The 21849-nt window shown below is 40.5% G+C and carries 23 protein-coding genes, 1 tRNA gene, 1 riboswitch and 1 other annotated feature; all 24 genes read left to right on the top strand.

Translation table 11 applies throughout. The features are described from left to right. Positions 1–49 precede the first annotated feature (49 nt). The 24 genes from ACTQX6_RS00820 (at position 50) to rpoB (ending at position 21847) form a co-directional block, all read left to right on the top strand. A complete protein-coding gene (locus ACTQX6_RS00820) occupies positions 50–1576 on the top strand; it encodes a sensor histidine kinase (protein ID WP_441657189.1) in 1527 nt (508 codons plus the stop codon). Next, entirely contained in the window at positions 1573–2283 is a 711-nt protein-coding gene (locus tag ACTQX6_RS00815; RefSeq protein ID WP_117445464.1) for a response regulator transcription factor, read from the top strand. Before ACTQX6_RS00820 ends, ACTQX6_RS00815 begins: the two co-directional genes overlap by 4 nt. Before the next feature lie 84 nt (positions 2284–2367). Further along, positions 2368–2613, top strand: coding sequence for a hypothetical protein (locus ACTQX6_RS00810; protein ID WP_117445465.1), 246 nt, complete (start codon positions 2368–2370; stop codon positions 2611–2613). 12 nt (positions 2614–2625) lie between these two features. Beyond that, positions 2626–3531 carry an SPFH domain-containing protein gene (locus ACTQX6_RS00805; RefSeq protein ID WP_272000771.1) on the top strand — a complete coding sequence of 302 codons (906 nt, stop codon included), beginning with the start codon at positions 2626–2628 and terminating at the stop codon, positions 3529–3531. Between the two features lie 299 nt (positions 3532–3830). Beyond that, positions 3831–5369, top strand: coding sequence for a hypothetical protein (locus tag ACTQX6_RS00800; RefSeq protein ID WP_320863365.1), 1539 nt, complete (start codon positions 3831–3833; stop codon positions 5367–5369). 142 nt (positions 5370–5511) lie between these two features. Further along, a complete protein-coding gene (locus ACTQX6_RS00795; RefSeq protein ID WP_168964662.1) occupies positions 5512–5685 on the top strand; it encodes a hypothetical protein in 174 nt (57 codons plus the stop codon). After that, the gene (locus ACTQX6_RS00790; RefSeq protein ID WP_022789498.1) at positions 5675–5839 is read left to right on the top strand and encodes a hypothetical protein; all 165 of its coding nucleotides are present in this window, start codon (positions 5675–5677) and stop codon (positions 5837–5839) included. The genes ACTQX6_RS00795 and ACTQX6_RS00790 overlap by 11 nt, the downstream gene beginning before the upstream one ends. A gap of 51 nt (positions 5840–5890) precedes the next feature. After that, a riboswitch (THF riboswitch) is annotated at positions 5891–5987 on the top strand. Between the two features lie 58 nt (positions 5988–6045). After that, entirely contained in the window at positions 6046–6594 is a 549-nt protein-coding gene (locus ACTQX6_RS00785) for a folate family ECF transporter S component (RefSeq protein WP_022789497.1), read from the top strand. Positions 6595–6721: 127 nt separating this feature from the next. Further along, positions 6722–7138 carry an Hsp20/alpha crystallin family protein gene (locus ACTQX6_RS00780; protein WP_167699039.1) on the top strand — a complete coding sequence of 139 codons (417 nt, stop codon included), beginning with the start codon at positions 6722–6724 and terminating at the stop codon, positions 7136–7138. Between the two features lie 72 nt (positions 7139–7210). Further along, positions 7211–7286, top strand: a tRNA-Glu gene (locus ACTQX6_RS00775). A gap of 592 nt (positions 7287–7878) precedes the next feature. Continuing rightward, a complete protein-coding gene (locus ACTQX6_RS00770; protein ID WP_181965550.1) occupies positions 7879–8046 on the top strand; it encodes a hypothetical protein in 168 nt (55 codons plus the stop codon). 132 nt (positions 8047–8178) lie between these two features. After that, entirely contained in the window at positions 8179–9153 is a 975-nt protein-coding gene (pta, locus tag ACTQX6_RS00765) for a phosphate acetyltransferase (RefSeq protein ID WP_206198193.1), read from the top strand. Between the two features lie 62 nt (positions 9154–9215). Then, a complete protein-coding gene (locus ACTQX6_RS00760) occupies positions 9216–9701 on the top strand; it encodes a hypothetical protein (RefSeq protein ID WP_168964660.1) in 486 nt (161 codons plus the stop codon). Between the two features lie 11 nt (positions 9702–9712). Next, positions 9713–9982, top strand: a complete 270-nt coding sequence (locus tag ACTQX6_RS00755; protein ID WP_022789492.1) for an ACT domain-containing protein — start codon at positions 9713–9715, stop codon at positions 9980–9982. Between the two features lie 8 nt (positions 9983–9990). Next, entirely contained in the window at positions 9991–11346 is a 1356-nt protein-coding gene (locus ACTQX6_RS00750) for a PFL family protein (protein ID WP_168964659.1), read from the top strand. Positions 11347–11428: 82 nt separating this feature from the next. Next, positions 11429–11635: a binding site (T-box leader), on the top strand. 137 nt (positions 11636–11772) lie between these two features. Continuing rightward, a complete protein-coding gene (locus ACTQX6_RS00745; RefSeq protein ID WP_294687608.1) occupies positions 11773–12540 on the top strand; it encodes a substrate-binding periplasmic protein in 768 nt (255 codons plus the stop codon). Between the two features lie 19 nt (positions 12541–12559). Then, positions 12560–13243: an amino acid ABC transporter permease gene (locus tag ACTQX6_RS00740; protein ID WP_022789489.1), complete on the top strand. Its 684-nt coding sequence runs from the start codon at positions 12560–12562 to the stop codon at positions 13241–13243. Continuing rightward, positions 13236–13967, top strand: coding sequence for an amino acid ABC transporter ATP-binding protein (locus ACTQX6_RS00735; protein ID WP_022789488.1), 732 nt, complete (start codon positions 13236–13238; stop codon positions 13965–13967). The genes ACTQX6_RS00740 and ACTQX6_RS00735 overlap by 8 nt, the downstream gene beginning before the upstream one ends. Beyond that, positions 13964–15058 carry an aminotransferase class I/II-fold pyridoxal phosphate-dependent enzyme gene (locus ACTQX6_RS00730; protein ID WP_294687602.1) on the top strand — a complete coding sequence of 365 codons (1095 nt, stop codon included), beginning with the start codon at positions 13964–13966 and terminating at the stop codon, positions 15056–15058. The genes ACTQX6_RS00735 and ACTQX6_RS00730 overlap by 4 nt, the downstream gene beginning before the upstream one ends. Positions 15059–15087: 29 nt before the next feature. Then, positions 15088–15588, top strand: a complete 501-nt coding sequence (locus ACTQX6_RS00725) for a DUF1307 domain-containing protein (protein ID WP_294687599.1) — start codon at positions 15088–15090, stop codon at positions 15586–15588. A gap of 39 nt (positions 15589–15627) precedes the next feature. Continuing rightward, complete coding sequence (locus ACTQX6_RS00720) at positions 15628–16263, top strand: metallophosphoesterase family protein (protein ID WP_168964655.1); 636 nt, start codon at positions 15628–15630, stop codon at positions 16261–16263. 16 nt (positions 16264–16279) lie between these two features. Then, positions 16280–17101 carry a Cof-type HAD-IIB family hydrolase gene (locus ACTQX6_RS00715; RefSeq protein WP_294687597.1) on the top strand — a complete coding sequence of 274 codons (822 nt, stop codon included), beginning with the start codon at positions 16280–16282 and terminating at the stop codon, positions 17099–17101. 61 nt (positions 17102–17162) lie between these two features. Further along, positions 17163–17564: a GNAT family N-acetyltransferase gene (locus ACTQX6_RS00710; protein ID WP_294687595.1), complete on the top strand. Its 402-nt coding sequence runs from the start codon at positions 17163–17165 to the stop codon at positions 17562–17564. Positions 17565–17752: 188 nt separating this feature from the next. Then, positions 17753–21847, top strand: a complete 4095-nt coding sequence (rpoB, locus tag ACTQX6_RS00705) for a DNA-directed RNA polymerase subunit beta (protein WP_294687594.1) — start codon at positions 17753–17755, stop codon at positions 21845–21847. Positions 21848–21849: the final 2 nt, after the last annotated feature.

The following is a 21849-nucleotide window of genomic DNA, read 5'->3' as shown; positions in this document are numbered from 1 at the left end:
GCTGTAAGAAAACTGCTCGCAGGATTTAATTTTTTGGTAAAATGATGATATGAATCGAAAAAATAAGATGTATCATTTTTTAAATACAAAGAAAAATGTATTGTATAACTTATCGATGACACTTTTGATGTTGTTGGTGGTCAGCGGGATCGGCAGTTTGTTTTATCGAATGGGGTTAGACGATGCGACGATCATATTGTTGTATCTTTTGGGCGTGATGATCCTTGCGATACTGACAAGTCATCGTTTATATTGTGTGATTTTTTCTATTGTCAGCGTGTTGAGCTTTAATTATTTGTTCACTTATCCACAGTTTACTTTTCAGGCCTATAATAAGAATCACATCGCCACTTTTTTGATCTTTTTTGCGGCCTCCTTTTTAGCCGGTGCTTTGGCGATTCAGTTAAAGAATCATGCGCGTATGTATTCACAGGATGCTTACAGCGCACAGGTGTTATTTAATACCAGCCAACAGCTTTCCAAGGCTAAGGATGCTTCACAGGTTTTTTCCTGTACGGCGGTGCAGCTTCATAAGCTGATGAATGCAGGGATCATCATTTATCCAATACAGGATGGAAACCTGCAGCCTTCGATTACGTATGGGACGATCTCGCAGGATATGTTATATAAAAATGAGAAGAATGTCGTAGATAAGGTGCTGAAAAAGGGAGCCTATACCGGTTTGATCGCTTCTGAGCATGGTGTATATGCACCGATTCATATGGATGACAGTTATTTTGGAATTGCCGGGATAGAAATTTTAAAGGAGCAGATCGATTCCTTTGAAGAAAACATTTTATTGTCGATTTTGGGGGAATCGGCCATGGCTTTAAAGAATCTGAAGATTTTAAAAGAAAAAGAGGAAGCGGCCATATTGGCTGAAAATGAGCGCCTTCGTTCCAACTTATTGCGAATGATCTCGCATGATCTTAGAACACCGTTGACTTCGATCTACGGCAATGCCAGTAATCTTTTAAATCATGAGGTGCTTTTAGATGATTCCGTTCGCCATAATATTTATACGGATATTTATGATGATTCCAAATGGTTGATCGATTTAGTGGAAAACCTTTTGGCCATTACACGCTTGGAAGAGGGTGGTTTGGACCTTCATATTAGTGATGATGTGATCGAAGACGTGATTGATGAAGCGTTGAATCGGATCGACAGACATGAAAAAGAACATTCGATTGAATTTTTGACCAAGGATGCGATCACAGTAGCGAAGATGGATTCGCGTTTGATTGTGCAGGTCCTGGTGAACTTGATCAACAATGCGATCAAATATACACCACCTGGTTCCTGTATTCAAATCGAAACTTGTACCAACGATAAACAAGTTGAGGTAAGGATCAAAGATGATGGACCGGGCATTCCGGATGAAAAGAAAGAAAAGATTTTTGAAATGTTTTATACAGGGGCAGACAAAATTGCGGATTCAAGAAGAAGCTTAGGTCTTGGATTAGCACTTTGTCAAAATGTGATTCAGGCGCATCATGGAACGATCAAAGTGGAAGATAACGTGCCACATGGGGCCATATTCACATTTACATTGCCGGCAGGAGGAATACAATGAACAAGATGAAAATATTAGTAGTAGAAGATGATATATCTGTAAAGAATTTGATCGTGACGACCCTTCAGGCACACGGATATCAGTATTTGAGCGCCAAAGATGGGCAGGAGGCCATCTTAGAGGCTTCCAGTCATAATCCGGATGTGATCTTATTAGATTTGGGATTACCGGATGTGGATGGAGTGGAAATCATCAAAAAGGTGCGTTCCTGGTCCAATATGCCGATCATCGTTGTCAGTGCGCGAAGTGAAGACAGCGATAAGATCGAAGCGTTGGATGCCGGGGCTGATGATTATCTGACCAAGCCTTTTTCTGTGGAAGAATTATTGGCTCGACTTCGTGCCACACAAAGAAGACTTTCCATCCTGCAGAATGCATCGCTCAGTGAAGCCTCCAGCTTTACCAATGGAGATCTTCATATTGATTATGCGGCAGGATGTGCCTATTTAAAAGGCGAAGAGCTGCATTTGACGCCGATCGAATATAAACTGCTTTGCCTGTTATCACGAAACATGGGAAAAGTGTTGACTCATAAATATATTACCCAGGCAATATGGGGAACATGCTGGGAAAGTGATGTGGCCTCTTTACGTGTTTTTATGGCTACTTTGCGCAGAAAAATCGAACCCAAAGGTTCTTCCACACGTTATATTCAAACGCATATCGGCGTAGGCTATCGCATGTTGAAGGTAGATGAGGAATCTTAATTCAAAATTAACATAAATTTATAAAGCCTATAGAATTTCTTAACCTTAACTGTGCTACAATGAAATCAAAGTAGAGGAAAGCATATGAACCTGAATGGACAGTCCAGTAAAAACAAAGGAACGATTTTGAATGGGAAGCCACTCTATGGGTATGACAATGCCAAAAAGATGCGTTATCAAAGCCATATATTTAAGCATCGGACGACCGTTCAAAAATGGCGAAAGGATTCTCGAATGTCTGATAAAAACAAGCTGATCATGGTTTTGGCCATGGTAGTGATGATCTGCATTTTGAGTTTTCTGATTGTGTTCGTATTTGGAAATGGATAGAGAGGAGTTATTATGTTTATATTGATACCGATTTTGATCATTGTTGTCATTTGTATATTTTATACAGTGCGTATTGTGCCACAGACCGAAGAATATGTGATTGAATTTTTAGGAAGGTACAAGACGACATGGAGTGCAGGTATTCATTTCCTGATTCCATTCTTTGAAAGAGTTGCCTGTAAAGCCACTTCAAAGGAACAATGTGCGGATTTTGAACCACAGTCCGTTATCACAAAGGATAATGTTTCTATCTATGTAGATACGGTTGTTTATTTCAAAATCTTTGACTCAAAGCTTTTTGCCTATGGAGCAGCCAATCCTTTATTCGCCCTGGAAAATTTAGCGGCTACTACGCTTCGTAATTTGATTGGGGATATGACCTTGGATGAAGCTTTGACATCCCGTGATACGATCAATGTGAAGTTAAAAGACATCTTGGATGAAGCTACCGATCCATGGGGTATCAATGTCAGTCGTGTAGAATTAAAAAACATCGATCCGCCAACTGAAATCAAAAATGCCATGGAAAAGCAGATGAAGGCAGAACGAGAAAAACGTGAAAAGATCTTACAGGCTGAAGCTTTCCAGGAATCAGAGATCAAAAAAGCCGATGGAGAAGCTCAGGCTATGATCAAACGTGCTCAGGCCAAACGTGATGCGGACATTGCGATTGCCCAAGGTAAGGCCAAAGCTATCGAATTGACATATAATGCGGAATCAGAAGGTCTGAAACGGTTAAAAGAAGCTAATGTAGATGCACGCGTCGTTCAGTTGAAATCATTTGATGCCTTACAAAAAGTAGCAGATGGCAAGGCGACAAAGATCATTGTTCCAACATCGGTTGCCGAAAGCACGACAAGGCAATCTATCTTTGCGGAGATGTTAAAGACACCGATTGAAGAGAATCCAACAAAGTAGAGACCCCTTTTAAAATTGAGAAAAGAAAAGCGAGTAGAGTTTGTATACCTGATGAAATAAAAGGTTAAAAACTCTGCTTTTTTTGATGTTTAGACGATGAAGATTCAAATTATGTACAGAGCGTTTTTATACGATAACTAAAACTTTGAGATTGTTTTCTGTAACAAAATAATAACTTCTAGTTGACTTTTGCATACGGGGGGGGGGGTACTATTTATGTGACTTATATTAAATATAAGTCAAAAAGTTATTTTTTTTGTACAAAAAAAGCAAACTTGAAAAAATTAGGAGGTGTGAAAATGAAAAAAATAACGAAGACTGCATTGTCAGGACTTGTTGCCGTAACAATGATTCCTGCAGTAGCAGCACCTTTAGTGGCCAATGCGGAAGGAACACAGCCGGCTGTTGAAGAAAAACAGATTCCATTGCAGGTGGAGTTTGTACTGGCTGACAGTACCGTTGTTGGAACTTCCAATGTGAATTTGACCGTTGGGGCTCACAAATTCTCTGAATTGTCTTTACCACAAGGCTATGAACTGGTTAGAGATGATACCTTTACTGTTGCGAATTCCGCTGATATTTTTCAGGTTACTGTCCGGGCTACGGCTGCTGAAGAAGAAGTCACAACGGCTATCGCCAACGTACAGTTTGTTGATGCAGATGGAAATGCTGTAGGTGGTGGTTATTACACTTTACCTGCCGGTGTACAGAACATATCGATTTTAAGTCAATATGTACCAGAAGGCTATACATTAGCGGAAGCCGGTGATTTCTATGTTGCACCGGATGGATTCTATCAGGCAAAAGTAAAGAAAGAAGAAGCACAGACTGTGATCACAAACGTACAGTTTGTTGATGCTGCTGGAAATGCTGTAGGCGGAGGGTACTACACTTTACCTGCCGGTGTACAGAACTTATCTGTTTTGAATCAATATGTACCAGAAGGATACAAATTGGCGGAAGCCGGTGATTTCTATGTTGCCCCAGATGGATTCTATCAGGCAAAGGTAGCCAAAGCCGGAAGTTCTATTATTCATGTAACATTCAAAAGCACAGGCGGAAAAGCATTAGGCGGCGGTGACTATTTCGTAGATGAAGATGGTGACGGAATTGCCAACTATTCTGAACTGCAGTTGCCGGAAGGATACAATTTGACAGAAACCGGTGATTTCTTTGTGGATGCAAATAAAGACTATGAAATCACATTGAAGAAAGAAGTAGAAGGAACGATCATCAATGTTACATTCGTTGATGAAGAAGGAAACAACTTAGGTGGCGGAGACTATTTCGTTGACTTAGACGATGATGGAATTGCCAACTATTCCGAATTACAGTTGCCGGAAGGCTATGAATTGATTCAAACCGGAGATTTCTTTGTGGATGCCAATAACCCATATACTATTACATTACATAAAGTTCAGACTCATGAAGTAGAACAAGATACAGCCACATTGGTTGTCAAATATGTAAAAGAAGGTACAAATGAAGTTGTTGGCGAAGATGAGGCCTATACAGCTGACGGTGTAAAAGGTGAAGTGCATACTTTCACTGTTGACTTGAAAGCGCCTAAGGGTTATGAATTGGTTGAGGATGAAGATTCATTATCTTTAGATGTTGAATACGGTCAGAACGCTGAAGTCTTCGTTAAAGTAAAAGCTGTTGAAGACAAAAACGAAGGTAAAGAAGACGAAGAAAAGACAGATGCAAAGGAAGATTCCAAGAAAGAAGATAAAGGCGTTGATACAGGTGTTGCGATGCCATTAGCCGGAATCTTTGGAACAATGAGTGTTGCATTAGGTGGAATGATCGCATTACTTCGTCGTAAAAACAGAAAATAATTTTTACTCATTAAATGACTAAAAATTAAAATCAGTATAAAAAGCGTATTTATTAAGAATGCGCTTTTTATTATGGGCTGCCATGTAAAGCCTATGGTGCATATGTCTTTACTTTGTATGTTGTTCTTTGTATCTTATAAACATGAGTATTCAAATATTTACCGGCCTGATCTGGGGCTATGACAGCAAGGAGCAGTTTTTAAAAGATATGTCTGATTTTTACAAGGCATGTCATACGCAAGGTGAAGATGGATTCACAAAACGTGCCAATGAATTTGTAGAAGGGATGAAAAGGAAAAAACGGTATGAGTATTAAACGATTACAAAGTTTGGCTATGCAGTATGAATCCGAAGAAGAATTTTTGAAAGCTATGAGCAAGATTTACGATTTAGCCAAAGAAGACAATTTAAATATGCAAACACTGGTGGATGCGACAAACGGTAAGATTTACGGAAAACAAAACGATTAAAGTTTACTGTTTTTATTGCATGTATCCTGGATTGCAGTATAATCATTTTATAGCAGAGTAAAAATATGTGCGTTAAGTGTTTCAGACACGGGGAGTTGGCCTGAAAACGAAAAGAGTTCTTGCGATACATATTTTGCATCCCGCTGTTGTAATGGACAAACTATGCCTCTTTTTCCATTGCACGATGGGAAAGGAGGTATTTTTATATGAATCAATACTTTGTTATGTTTAAAGAAAATGCGAAATCTTTAAAAGATGTACGTGTTTTGGTTGGCGTGAGCTTATTTTGCGCTCTGAATGTGATCCTCAATATGTTTTCTATTCAATTAACACCGATGTTGAAGATCTCTTTTGGAAGTATTGCCGTCGCAGCCAGTTGTTATTTTTATGGGCCTTATCCCAATATGATTGCTGCATTTGTATTAGATACGATCAATTACATGCTTCGTCCGGTAGGGCCTTATCAGCCATGGTTTATGATCAGTGCGGTCGTGATTGCGGTGCTGTATTCTCTATTTTTCTATAAGCAGGAAAAGATAGGAATCATACGTTGTGCTTTGGCGCGTTTATCTGTCATACTGATCGTCAATCTTGTCTTAAACTCATTATGGCTTTCTATGATGTATGGCAATGCTTTCTGGGTGCTTGTCAGTGAACGTATCTTAAAAAATGTGCTTATGTTTCCTATCGAGGCATTCGTGTTGTATTTGACAATGAAATTGTGTCTTCGCATTAAAGATCAGGTGAAAATGTAACCTGATTTTTATTTTTTAGCACTTTTTACTTTACAGTGCTAAAAAGCGTGCTATAATACTAGCAGAGTTAGAAATAGAGTGCTAACTCGATAGAATATTCATTACGTTTAATGCGGAGGTGATATGTATGAAATTCTATCCAGGATATAGAGCATTTGATTTGTTTGATGACTTGTTTAATGATAATTATGCATCCAAGACACCGGCTAATTTATTGAAGACAGATATTACCGAAAAGAATGGATATTATGAATTGAATATGGAAGTGCCGGGCATTAATAAAGAAGACATTCAGTTAGAGTTAAAAGATGGTTATTTGAAAGTAACCGCAACAAGAAACTCTAATAATGAAGAAAAAGACGATCAGGGACGCATCGTTCGTCAGGAGCGTTTCAGCGGTTCTTGTTCACGTAGTTTCTATGTCGGAGATAATGTCAGACAACAGGATATCAAAGCCAGCTTTGAGAATGGTGAATTAAAGATCACAGTTCCAACGCAAGCTAAAAAAGAAGAGGAAGAAACAAAGTATATCCCCATTCTTTAATCAAATTCCCACAATGGGAACTTTTTTATTTCTTTTTTGTAGCTTTGGTGGTAAAATGAATACACGTCAAATGGTGCGCTGGAGAAATGGTTAACTCACAGCCCTCTCAAGGCTGCATTTACGGGTTCGAACCCCGTGCGCACTACCATAGTCAATAAAGTGCTTTATGTAAGGCACTTTTTTATACTTATTCGATCAATATATTGTTTATATACTGTTTTTTAAAATTTCATCTTCTACGGCCTTAAGGATTTCATCGCCATTAACATCTAATAAGTGCCCGTATCTGTCCAAAGTTGTAGATATAAAAGTATGTTTGTCCATAATTATATGTGGTAGCATAAAGAAGATTGTTTTTGTTTACATACTTTTCATTGCTGTATATAATGTGATTAGGTTAGGAAGTTCATTGTGCTAACCGAGATGATTGCTATTTGGTCATTCCATTAGGCCATTCATTAAGAAAAGAGGGAAGTGCTAGTTCCCTCTTTTCGTTTTACCACCATCAAACAGTCGATCCAGCATCTTCTTTATAAGATATAGTAAAGACTGTAGCAATAAAGTGATGATTGCATTTATTAATTTTTCCATTGGGCCATTCACCTCCTTCGGCCATAGGCTAAGGAATTGATGATGGTCTTTTTATTTTATATGATTTGTTAATTTGAAATGTTGCTTAAATACAGTATTGCCATGAAATCGGAACGAAAACTTTTATACATACCTTTATAGAAGATAAAGTGTTAGAAAAATTAAAGAATAAAATTACGAAGACTTTTCAACTTGTTTATAAAAATGTTGAAACCAGTGAAAATCAACAAAAAAACATTTGTGATAGAGATATAAATAGTAGTGGAAAAAAGTTATTTTATCCGTTTTCTTTTTATGCAATGAAAGAAATAGTTTAAAAAGAAATATTGTCAAAAATGATAAATTTTAGGATGGATTTTTTCATTTTACAATTGATAAAAACTTCACAACGTTTTACGTGCATTGTAGGACACTTTGTTTTATACTAGACACGAAAGAGGTTGTGAAAAATGATAATTAATGAACTAGAAGGAAAAGTAAAAGGAAAAGGAATCCGTATTGTATTTACAGAAGGATGGGATCCACGTGTACAAAGAGCTGTCATTGATTTGCAGGCTAACGATGTTGTACATCCGATTTTGTTAGGTTCTCCGGAACAAATCCAGAAATGTTCTGAAGAAAATGGACTGGATGTTTCTAACATCGAACAAATCAATCCATTAAACTATGATGGTATTGAAGAAATGGCTGTAAAAATGGTTGAACTTCGTCGTGGTAAAATGGATCTGGAACAGTGCCGTAAGGCATTACAGGCTTCCAACTACTTTGGAACTATGTTAGTGCAGATGGGAATTGCCGATGGTTTGTTAGGTGGTGCGACTTACTCTACAGCCGATACGATTCGTCCGGCATTGCAGCTTGTCAAAACAGCACCGGGACAGCCATTAGTAAGTTCTTGTTTCTTATTGGTCAAAGGTTCTGAACAGTACATCATGGGAGATTGTTCCATCAATATCAATCCTACACCGGATGAATTGGTTGAAATCACTGTACAGACAGCCCATACAGCTCGTCAGTTTGGTATCGAACCTAAAGTAGCCTTGTTGTCTTACTCCAGCATGGGTAGTGCCAAGGGTGAATGTGTTGCCAAAATGGCCGAAGCCGCTACACGTTTAAAACGTATGCCAATCGATTTTGAAGTTGATGGGGAAATGCAGTTTGACTGTGCCGTAGCACCGGAAGTTGCTGCTTTAAAGGCTCCAAATTCAAAGGTTGCCGGACATGCTAATACGTTTATCTTCCCAAATCTTTCCAGTGGAAACATTGGGTATAAGATTGCCGCTCGTTTAGGTGGATGGCAGGCCATTGGACCGGTATTACAGGGATTGAATGCACCGATCAATGACTTATCTCGTGGATGTACTTCACAGGAAATCTATAAAATGGCTATCGTTACCGCTGCTCAAAAAGCATTAGGTATTTAGTTAACCTCAAATTTGACTGTTGGTTCTTTTGAACCGACAGTTTTTTTGTTATACTGTGAATTATGAAAACAGTAGAAAAATTTCCTTATGATGTAGATTTTGGTGCCATTATGGATTATGTGGATGATCGTTTTATGCTGGTTATCAAAGATGAGTCCTGGAGCGATGAAGAAATTGCCCTTTTACAAAAAGGCGCAAAGCTTCATTTTTGTTACACAATGGATATCGTCATATTCATTTTTGAGGGTGGGGATATCGACAGCAGTGATTTTTATTTTAATGTACAGGACTGCGATGCCAAAGATTCGCTTTTGAATCAAGAAATCTTAGATGTGGAACTTCTTTTGGTCAATGCCGCTAATGAGGTATGCTTTAAGAGAAGAAAGACCTTGACCAAAGAACAGAGTGAAAAGATCTTGGATCGACTGCATCACCAAAATACTGTGACATTTATGCCGGATGAATTTGATGTCAATGTGCAGGGACTGCAGGATGCCTATGAACCATTTGAGCTGGAAAAGTATGCGGTAGTCAGCCTGCCGTTTTAGGAGGAGAGAACATGAAAGCAATTATTACCGTGATCGGAAAAGATAAAGTTGGCATTTTGGCAATGATCGCCAACGAATGTGCCAAAGCCAACATCAATGTATTGGATGTGAGTCAAACGATCGTAGATGGCTTTTTTACAATGACCATGAGCGTAGATTTAGAAAACATGGAAACTTCTTTGTCTTCTTTTAGTGATCATATGGATCAGTTAGGGAAAGAAAAAGATCTTGTGATCCGTGTTATGCATCAGGATATCTTTGATTCCATGCATAAAATCTAGGAGGGCTTATGCAGACAAAAGAAATACTAGAAACGATCAAGATGATCGATGAAGAATATTTGGATATTCGTACTATTACCATGGGGATCTCTTTGTTGGATTGTATGGATACCGACATTGATAAAAGCTGTGAAAAAATTAAAAAGAAAATCTGTTCCAAGGCAAAAGATCTTGTCAAGGTGGGCAATGAGTTCGGGAAGGAATATGGAATTCCGGTTGTTAATAAACGTATCAGTGTGACACCTATATCGATGTTAGTGGCAGTATCCGGTGGGGATCCGGTCAAATACGCACTGACACTGGAAGAATGTGCACAGGAGCTGGGTGTTGATTTTATCGGAGGATTCAGCGCTTTGGTGCAAAAGGGATATGCCAGTGGGGATAAAGAGCTGATTGAGGCCATTCCTGAAGCTTTAGCGAAAACACAGCACGTTTGTGCCAGTGTCAATGTGGGATCGACAAAGGCCGGTATCAATATGGATGCCGTAAAACAGATGGGACTGATTGTAAAAGAATGTGCCCAGTTGACCAAAGATGATCATTGTCTGGGTGCTGCCAAGCTTGTGGTTTTCTGTAATGCAGTTGAAGATAATCCGTTTATGGCCGGTGCCTTTCATGGTGTAGGAGAAGCGGACTGTGTAATCAATGTTGGTGTCAGCGGACCGGGTGTGGTTCGTGCCGTTCTTTCCAAAGCCGATAAAAACCTGCCTATGGATAAGATTGCCGATCTGATCAAGCGTACAGCCTTTAAGATTACTCGTATGGGGCAGCTTGTAGGTACGGTAGCTTCAGAAAAACTCGGTGTGCCTTTTGGTATTGTGGATCTATCTTTGGCGCCAACACCGGCTATCGGTGACAGTGTGGCATATATTTTGGAAGAAATGGGCTTGGAAACCTGTGGTGCCTATGGCACAACGGCATGTCTTGCCATGTTGAATGATGCGGTCAAAAAGGGTGGTGTCATGGCCACTTCCAATGTCGGCGGTTTATCCGGTGCTTTTATTCCCGTCAGCGAAGATGCCGGTATGATCCATGCGGCTAAAGCCGGTGTCTTATCTTTGGAGAAACTGGAAGCCATGACCGCAGTATGCAGCGTGGGTCTGGATATGATCGTTGTTCCGGGCGATACTTCGGCTTCGGTCATCAGCGGTGTGATTGCGGATGAAGCGGCCATCGGTATGGTCAACTCCAAAACGACAGCGGTTCGTATCATTCCGGCTATTGGAAAAGAGGTTGGGGAAGAGTTAGATTTCGGCGGTCTTTTAGGCTCCGGCCCGGTCATGCCGATTCGCCAGACCAAAAACGATGTCATGATCAATCGTGGGGGTCGTATTCCGGCACCGTTACAGTCTTTGAAAAACTAAATGTAAGCGATTTTCAGAAAATGTTTTCAAAACTTTTCAATTTTTTGTTGCAAAAAAGGATTTCGTGTGTATAATTATGTCCATAAAGACAAAGAAGAGAAGAAGTACAGATGGTTTTCTTTGCAGAGAGCGAATGGCCGGTGAAAATTCGCAGGAAGAAATCTGGAACGTGTCTTGGAGTCGCATTGTCGAAAGTGTGAGGCAATGATCGTGTATTCGCGTTAAGAATGAGGTGTCATCCGTATGGCGGATGGAATTAAGGTGGTACCGCGAGTCAATCGTCCTTTGTAAGAAGGGCGATTTTTTTTATAGAAAGGAAGATGCGAATGAGTAAAGAAGACCGACGACGATGCGATAGATTCGCATCCAAAAACAAGTAAACAAAAAAAGAAAAAAATAGAAGAGAGAAAGATGAGGAGAAAACATATGAGCAAATTATTAAAAATGGGATTAGCAGCTGCTATGGCTGCCACAATGGTTGGATGTTCAAACAGTGAACCAGCTACAGAAGACAAAGATACAAAAAAGATCACAATTGGTATTTCACCAGATTATGAACCATATGAAAGTCTGAATACAGAGAATGAGATGGTAGGATTTGATATCGACATGGTTGACTGGTTTGAAAACTACCTGAATGAAAACGAAGAAACTTCGTATAAGTTTGAGTTTAAACAGATGGACTTCGATAACATCGTTACACAGATTCAGGGTGATCAGATCGATTTGGGAATTTCCGGATTCACTTACGATGCAAACAGAAAAGTAGAATGGAGCGAGCCATATCTTGGTTCTGCACAGGTAGCCGTTGTACCGGCAGGTTCTGATATTACTTCCATCGATCAGCTGGCCGGAAAATCAATTGCGGCACAAACCGGGGCAACCGGAGAGCAGGCTGCCAAGGATGCCGGTGGAGAAGTAACAGGTTTGAAAAACGTACAGGATATCATGAATGCCTTGAGCGCTAATCAGTATGATGCGGCCGTTATCGACTCCGGTGTCGCCAAGAGCTATGTCGAAAGTGGAAACTTTACTGTATTAGATGGTGTCTTGATGGATGAAAAGAACTACATCATTGCCAAAGAAGGCAATACCGATATGATCGATTTGATCAATAAATGCATCGAAGCATTCATCGCCAGTGATGATTATGCCAAGATGTGTGAAGAATACGGTCTTACGGCAGTAGAATAAATGAAAGAAGAGGGATAGTATGTTTTCAGCCTTTGAGCAAGTATTTACACTTGAGACGGCGCTATACTTTGCGAAAGGAGCGTTAGTATCATTAGGGATGGCCATACTATCCCTATTTATTGGTTTGATACTCGGTGTTTTGGGAGCCAGTGCCAAGCGTTCTAAATATATCGTATTGCGTGCGATCGGTAACTTTTATGTAGAAGTGATTCGAGGAACACCAATGTTGTTACAGATTTTGATCATCTTCTCGGTGATTCCTTCGATCTATACCGCTATTACCGGCGAAGTATTGCGAATCAATGTGTATTTAATTGGTATCATTGCCATGAGTATTAACTCCGGTGCGTATTCAACGGAATTGATTCGAAGTGGGATCAACGGTGTGGATAAAGGACAATGGGAAGCCTGTGAAACCTTAGGATTAAGTTCATGGCAGACCATGCGTTTTGTCGTATTACCGCAAGCCTTTAAGTTGATCGTTCCACCAATCATCAGTGAGTTTGTCACTTTGATCAAAGACAGCTCTCTGACAAGTACCATTGGTGCTATTGAGTTATTAAAGAGTGCGCAGATCGTAGGTGCTGAATACTATGAAGTAATGTCGCCTTATTTTTTAGCGGCGATCTTCTATTTAGTAATGACGATCAGTATTTCTTATATTGGAAAACGTGTAGAAAAGAGGTTGGCTGTCAGTGATTAAAGTAGAACATATTCGCAAGAATTTCGGACAACTGCATGCGCTAAAAGATGTATCGCTGGAGGTCAATCAGGGAGAAATCGTATCTTTGATCGGCCCTTCCGGTTCCGGCAAGAGTACATTGTTGCGATGCATTCATGGTCTTGAAAAAGTAGATCAGGGAAAAATTTATATGAATGGGGAATTGATGGATCCCAAGGATGAAAAGAAATATCGTCAACAGCGCAATAAAATGGGCTTTGTGTTCCAGCACTTTAATTTGTTTCCCAATATGACCGTTTTGGAAAACTGTAATCTGGCACAAATTCAAGTATTGAATCGTTCTAAGGAAGAAGCGGAAAAAACATCTTTGACGTATTTGGAAAGAGTCGGACTGGCTGACAAGAAAGATGCCTATCCCAACAATCTTTCCGGGGGACAAAAACAGCGTGTGGCAATTGCCCGTGCTTTATGTATGAATCCGGAAATGATGTTGTTTGATGAACCAACCAGTGCTCTGGATCCGGAGATGATCAAGGAAGTGCTGGAAGTTATGAAAGATTTAGGAAAACAAGGAATGACGATGATCGTGGTCACACACGAAATGGGCTTTGCCCGCAAGGTGGGAAGTCGTGTTGTATTCTTAGATCATGGCGAGATTGTGGAAGATTCACCAAGTGAAGAGTTTTTCTCCAATCCACAATCCGATCGTGCTAAAGATTTCTTAAGTAAGGTATTCTACGAATGAAACTGGCAGATTTTAAAGTTGAACAATGGATGAATGAGAATGAAGGACAAGCTAAGTACAATTTGACGGACACTTGTGCTTCTTCTTTTTCTATGGAACAACTCTTACAAATGGTAAAGACAGATGTATCCAAACTGGTTCTGGATTATGGAGAGATTCAGGGAAGTTTGGCATTTCGGCAACAGATTTTATCTTTGTATAAAACCGGAAGTGTAGAAAATATTACCACCACCAATGGTTGTCTGGAGGCCAATGTGCTTGTGATGGAAACCCTTTTAGAGCCACAGGATCATGTGATTGCCTGTGTTCCGGGATATCAGCAGTTTGTCAGTTATCCCCAATCTTTAGGGTGTACAGTTTCTACGATTCAACTTCTTCCGGAAAGTCTGTGGCAGCCTAATCTGCAGGAATTTTTGGATGCGATCCAGGATCATACAAAATTGATCATTTTAAATAATCCGAATAATCCCACCGGTACACAATTTCAACTTCCTTTTTTAGAAGAATTGATCAAGGTTTGTGATCAAAGAGGAATCTATATTTTATGCGATGAAGTCTATCGGGATCCAAATCGTTTGCCAAGCATCAGTGATCTGTATCAAAGAGGAATCAGCACATCTTCTTTAAGTAAGATGTATGGTCTTGCGGGGCTTCGTTTAGGATGGATCAAGGCCGAACAGGATCTGATCACTAAGATCAACAGTCGAAGAGATTATACGATGATCTCAACGGGTCCTTTATTAGATGCCTTAGGTGCTGCGGCTTTAGAAAACAAAGAATTGATCCTGCAGAGAACAAATGCGATCCTGGATCAAAATCGGTCCTTTTTAAAAGAATGGTTAAAAGATCAAGATTTATTTGATTGTGTGATTCCCGAAAACGGAACTGTATGTTTTTTAGAGATCAAAGGGATGAAAGACAGCGTAAAAACAGCGCAATATTTATTAAAAGAGCACGGCATCTTTTTTGTGCCCGGCGCTTGTTTTGATCAGGAAGGCTTTATGCGTTTAGGTCTGGGGCAAGATCCAGATCAATTTAAAGAAGGCTTGATCCGCCTTTTTGATATCTTGAAATCTAAAAAAGGCTTATGATACACTGTAGGCGTTAAGGGGCTGATGAAATGAAAAAATTGGGGATGATCCTGGTATCGGTGGCATTGCTTAGCGGGTGTGCCAGATTAAGTGATTTTAATACGGACAATAGCCGTACACAAAAAAAACAGAAAGAAGATAAGACGCCGGCCACAATGACATGTACCAGTGATAAAAACGATACATTAACGTTTGAGGCAAAAGGAGATCAGATTCAAAATATGACACAGGTATTTACGATGTCTTTTGCGGATCTGGGAATACGAGAGGATCTGGATGCACAAAGCATTCAAGATAAGATCAATCAGTCGCTACAGTCTTTATATGACCTGAAAGGTGTTGAGGCAACCGGAAAGATAGTAGAAGATCATGTAGAGATCACATTGCGTGTAAATTATGAAATTGCCAATGACAAAGAACTTGTAGAAGCCGGTCTTTTACAGGAAGGAGAAAGGGATAGCGAGCATATCTCGTTAAAACAGACTCGTAAAAGTCAGGAAGCTTCTGGTTATACATGTACAGTAGAGTAAAGCGGCTTGACCGCTTTTTTTCATAAGGGAGGTGAGATCATGCGCTATTATATTGCGGACTGTCATTTTTTTCATCGTGCATTAAATGAACATATGGATCAAAGAGGTTTTGAATCGGTGGAGGCGATGAACGCTTATATGATTGAGCGGTGGAATGCGAAAGTGCGGAAAAATGATGAAGTTGTCATATTAGGTGATTTCAGTTGGGGAAAGGCCGATGAAACCCAGGAAGTTTTGAAGCAGCTTCATGGCCGTCTGTACTTGATCAAGGGAAACCATGACCGCTTTTTAAACGATAAGGACTTTGATGCCTCCCGCTTTTTATGGATCAAAGACTATGCGGAATTGAATGAAAATAAACGAAAGGTCGTTCTTTGTCATTATCCGATTGCCTGTTACAATGGACAATATAGAAAAGATGAAAGCGGCAATCCCAAAACGTTTATGCTGCATGGTCATATTCATAAAACGCAGGATCAAATGTACCTGGATGCGTATCAAAACTTTGTCCAAAAGCAGATGCATCGCAGTATTGCAGGGAGTATGGAACACGTACCATGTCAATTTATCAATTGTTTCTGCATGTATTCCGATTATCAGCCTATGACATTGGATGAATGGATCGAGATCGATCGACAGCGAAGAAAGAACGAGCAAGCTTTGGAAATGAAATAATTAAAGGAGAGAACGTATGAAGAATACAGTGACTTTAGTGGCAACTGATCTAGATGGAACTTTTTTGAACAGTCAAAAGGAAGTGTCCGATCTTAATCGTAAGGCCATTAGCGCTTTAAAACATCAGGGAATCTTATTCGGTATCGCTTCCGGACGTCCGGTAGAAACTGTGCATGCGATGCTTGAACAATGGAAGATTGCGGACAGTGTCAGCTTTATCATGGGGATGAATGGCGGTGTGATCTATGATATACGTCGTCGTACCAAAGAAGAATATCATTTATTGGATGGAGAGATCATACTGGATATCATACATTTTTATCAGGATATGGATGTCATTTTTCATGTGTTGGTTGGGGATATTCGCTATACCAGCAAGTCCACTCCGGAAACAAGGGCACACGCCAAATTGTTTGGGGAAACCGAAATTGAAATCGATCTGGAAAGCTTTTTAAAGGATCGAACGGTCAATAAGCTGATCATTTATTGTGATCCGGACTATATGCCTAAAGTTTTAGAGCGCTCTAAAAATTTTAAACGAGAAGACTGTGTTGGTTTTAATACGGCCAATAACTTATTTGAGTATTGTGATCCGGCTATCAATAAAGGGTATGGAATTCAAAAGCTGTGCAAGCACTTTGGTGTGAATCTGGAAAACTGTGTGGCCTTTGGCGATGAAGCCAATGATATTCAGATGTTAGAAAAGGTAGGCATGGGTGTCTGCATGAAAAATGGATCGGATGGGGCCAAAGCAGCTGCCAATGTGGTCAGTGAATATACAAATGATGAAAGTGCATTAGGACGTTTTTTGTTCGAACATGTATTAGAAATGGAATAAAGATCTTGTGATGAGATCTTTTTCTTTATTTTTGGATACAGGGAAAGTGAGAGGAAAAAAGATGCCTATTGAATACAAGGATACAAAGGAATTTAGCGCATCGCAGCTGCAAAGATTGTTTTTATCTGTAAACTGGGAGTCGGGCAATTATCCGGAAAAGCTGGTAAAAGCAATGCGAAACTCGACACATGTGATTTCAGCATGGGATCAAGATCGACTGGTAGGCTTGGTACGGGCTTTAGATGATGGTCAAACTGTTGCGTTTCTTCATTATCTTTTGGTTGATCCCGAATATCAGGGAATGCATATTGCGGATCAGATGATGAAACGGATCTTAAGCTTTTTTGATGAGCTGCTCTATATAAAAGTGATTCCTTCCGATCCATACACAAAGAGCTTTTACGCTCGCTATGGTTTTTGTGAATATGCGAATTATTCAGCTATGGTGCGTAAACAATTTTAAGGAAACTATAGGAAAAGGTCGATTTTTTCAGGGAAAGAACATTTTTCAAAATTTGTCAAGAAAATATGTTAATATAGAATTGACAGTTTGCATTCTATAAGCTAATATAATAAATTGCATAATAGTCTAAGGGGGTAGTGCGCCTTAGGCTACAACGCAAGACAAAAATCAACGAAAGGATGGCATGCATGGACACAAACAAAGCGTATCACATCCTCGAATGTGGCAAAAAAGCAACACGTCGAGATTATTCCAAAGTAAGTGGAAAACTGGAATTACCAAACCTTGTTGAGATTCAGACCAATTCATTTAAATGGTTTACCAGACAGGGGATTCAGGAAGTATTTGAAGAAATTTATCCGATTGAAAACTACGGAAAAAATATCAAGTTGAACTTTCTTCGCTATCATTTTGCACAGCCAAAATATAATGCGGAAGAATCCATGTACAGAGAGTGCAATTATGCGGCACCTTTGTATGCGGAAATGGAACTGGAAATTACCGATCCGGATACCGGAGAAGTCGTTACGAAAAACGAAGAAGTTTATTTAGGTGACTTCCCGTTAATGACGGAAACCGGAACATTTATCATCAATGGAGCGGAACGTGTTATCGTTTCGCAGATCGTGCGTAGCCCGGGGGCTTATTTCTCAGAAAGCTATGATGAAAAGACCGGAAAACAAAACTATGCCTGTGAATTGATTCCAAGCCGTGGAACATGGCTGGAATTCATGACCGAACAAAAGAAGACTTCAAACGGAAGAACGATCAATGTATCAATCGACCGTCGCCGTAAGATTTTATTTACGATCCTTTTTAAAGCAATCGGTATGTCTTTGAATCTGGAAGTGAACGAAAATACAACGGATACGACACAGATGGAAATCTTCTTAAAGGCCATGGGAAGAAACTGGGATGAAGTCGCAACCGATCCGGAAAATCGTGAATACATGAACTTGTATTTGTTGTTATATACGGCGTTCTTTGGAAAATATGAAGAAATTGAAAACACGTTGTTGAATGACAAAGTGAAGACGACACAGGAAGCTTTATTGTCTTTCTATGAAAACCAGAGAAGTGATGAAATTCCTACGTTAAATGGTTCCATTACGTTGATGCAGGCGAAGTTCTTTGATCATCGTCGTTATGATCTGACAAAAGCCGGACGTTATAAGCTGCGTAAAAAATTGAATGCGATTGCCAGAATGGATGGTACAACGCTTGCACATGATATCGTGGATGTTGATGGCAGTGTGTTTATGGAAAAGGGTACTGTGATTCATCGTGACCAGCGAAATGCACTACGTGAACAGCTTGCCAAAGGACCATATTGCACGCCTTATCCGTTCCGTTCTGAATTCCATGAAGAAGACATCGTCAGCGTTCCAACAAGCTATAACAGTGGCTTGATCGGACGAATCCTGGCAAAAGATGTAGAAGTGGATGGCGTATATTACGAACAGGGAACTGTATTGACAGCACAGGATGTTAAAGAACTGCAGGAAGTGGAAGAAATTGCCGTTTACGGTGGATTGATTGCTCGCCCGGTTGTTTTGACAGCTGAAAACAGTGAATCTGTATTTAACTACGGACAGCGTTTATATGCTTTGGGTCGTTTGACCAATGCCAAAGGACAGGATATTGTGGATGCGCAGATGGAACTAGTAGCACCACGCTATACCGTAGGGGTAGAACCGGATACTCTGGAAGAGGATGTTGTGAAGGCATTGCGTATTCGTGCCAACCAGGAAGAAATCACCGCATGGTTGATCGGTGCCTGTGTACAGGAAGTCTATGTCATTGATAAAGAAGGCGATGAGATCAAAATCTGCGGAAATGATCCATTGGCCAATAAGCACACGATCACTATGTCGGATATGTATGCCTTCTTCTCTTATAATATGAATGTTATGGAAGGTGTAGGCTCAACCGATGATATCGATATGTTGGGAAACCGTCGTATTCGTTCGGTTGGTGAACTGATCCAAAACCAGTTCCGTATCGGTCTATCTCGTATGGAACGTGTTGTCAAAGAGCGTATGTCCATTCAGGAATTGGAAAACCTGACACCAAGAAAGCTGACAAACATTCGTCCGTTAACAGCGGCCATCAAGGAATTCTTCTCGAGTTCACAGCTTTCTCAGTTCATGGACCAGCAGAACCCATTGGCTGAATTGACAAACAAACGTCGTATTTCTGCCTTAGGACCTGGTGGTTTGACACGTGATCGTGCCGGTTTCGAGGTTCGAGATGTTCATACTTCTCACTATGGTCGTATTTGTCCAATCGAAACCCCGGAAGGTCCAAACATTGGTTTGATTTCCAACCTGACATCGTATGCCAAGATCAACGAATATGGTTTCATCCAGACACCATATCGTATTGTTAATAAAGATGGTACCGTACAGGAAGAAGCGGTGTATTTAAGTGCCGATGAAGAAAGTGATTACCTGATTGCCCAGGCCAACGAGGTTCGTGATGGTCGTTTGATCAATGGACATGTCGTTGTGCGTAAAGGTGGGGAAACGATCATTGCCAATCGTGAAGATGTAGAACTGGCGGACGTTAGTCCAAAACAGATCGTATCGGTAGCAACAGCTTGTATTCCATTCCTGGAAAATGACGATGCTTCCCGTGCTCTGATGGGTGCCAACATGCAGCGTCAGGCCGTACCTTTGTTGCAGCCACATTCACCATATGTCGGAACCGGAATCGAACATAAGATTGCCAAAGACTCCGGTGTCGGTATCGTGGCCAAGGAAGATGGAACAATCAAGTATGTTGATAGTCTTCGTATCGTTGTAGAAACGGAAGACCATAAAGAACATACGTATCAGCTGCGTAAATTTGCCCGCAGTAATGCTTCTACCTGCATCAACCAGCGTCCCATCGTAGAAGTTGGTGAAAAAGTAGAAAAAGGCGATATTTTAGCCGACGGTCCTTCTATGGAAAACGGTGAGTTGGCCTTAGGACAAAACGTAACTATTGCCTACATGACCTGGTATGGTTATAACTATGAGGATGCCATCATCATGTCTGAACGTATGGTCAGTGATGATGTCTATACATCCATTCATATTGAAGAATATGATATTGACTGCCGTGATACAAAGTTAGGTCCGGAAGAAATCACTCGTGATATTCCAAACGTGGGTGAAAGTGCAGTTCGTAAACTGGATGAAAACGGAATTATCATGGTCGGTGCCGAAGTAAAAGAAGGCGATATCTTAGTTGGTAAGGTAACGCCAAAAGGACAGAGTGAAGTATCACCGGAAGAAAAACTGTTATTGGCGATCTTCGGTGAAAAATCACGTGAAGTTCGTGACAATTCCTTAAAGGTACCACATGGTGGAGCCGGTATCGTACATTCGATCCGTGTCTTTAAACGTGGTGATGGATCGGAGCTTCCACCGGGAGTTAACATGCGTGTTAAAGTCTATATCGTTCAGAAACGTAAGATCTCCGAAGGGGATAAAATGTCCGGACGACATGGAAACAAAGGTGTAATCTCCAAGATCCTTCCAATCGAGGATATGCCGTTTACGGCTGATGGAACACCAATTGATATCATCTTGAACCCATTTGGTGTACCTTCTCGTATGAATATCGGACAGATCCTGGAAATCCATCTGGGTTATGCTGCTAAGAAATTAGGCGTAAAATTTGCCACACCGGTATTCGATGGTGTATCCAATGAAGAATTGGCCGACATCATGAAAGAAGCACAGATGACCAGCGATGGGAAACAGGTATTGTACGATGGACAGACCGGTCAGCCATTTGATGAACGAATCAGTGTCGGTGTCATGTATATGATCAAGCTGGCACACATGGTTGACGATAAGCTGCATGCCCGTGCAACAGGACCATACTCATTAGTAACACAGCAGCCGTTAGGTGGTAAGGCACAGAACGGTGGTCAGCGTTTTGGAGAGATGGAAGTTTGGGCTTTGGAAGCTTATGGTGCCGCTCATACGCTGCAGGAAATCTTAACGATCAAATCCGATGATATTCAGGGACGTATCAAGACATATGAAGCCATCATCAAAGGTAAGGATATTCCGGAACCGGGTGTACCTGAATCCTTCCGTGTATTGGTACACGAGCTGCAAGGTTTGGCTATCGATGTTCGTCTGTTGGATGAAAACAACAATGAAGTCGATTTAAATCCGGATGATGACGATGATGTGCCAGTAGCACATCAACCGCTTCCAAAAGAAGAACTTGTCAACGATATGGAAGAAGAAAATACCGATGAAATAGAAGAAGAGGAGGCTGAGTAATA

Source organism: Faecalicoccus sp. LCP19S3_E2 (assembly GCF_052121255.1).
GTDB lineage: Bacteria > Bacillota_I > Bacilli_A > Erysipelotrichales > Erysipelotrichaceae > Faecalicoccus.
The sequence above is the reverse complement of the archived record's forward strand: the minus strand, read 5'-3'. Positions and strand labels throughout refer to the sequence as shown.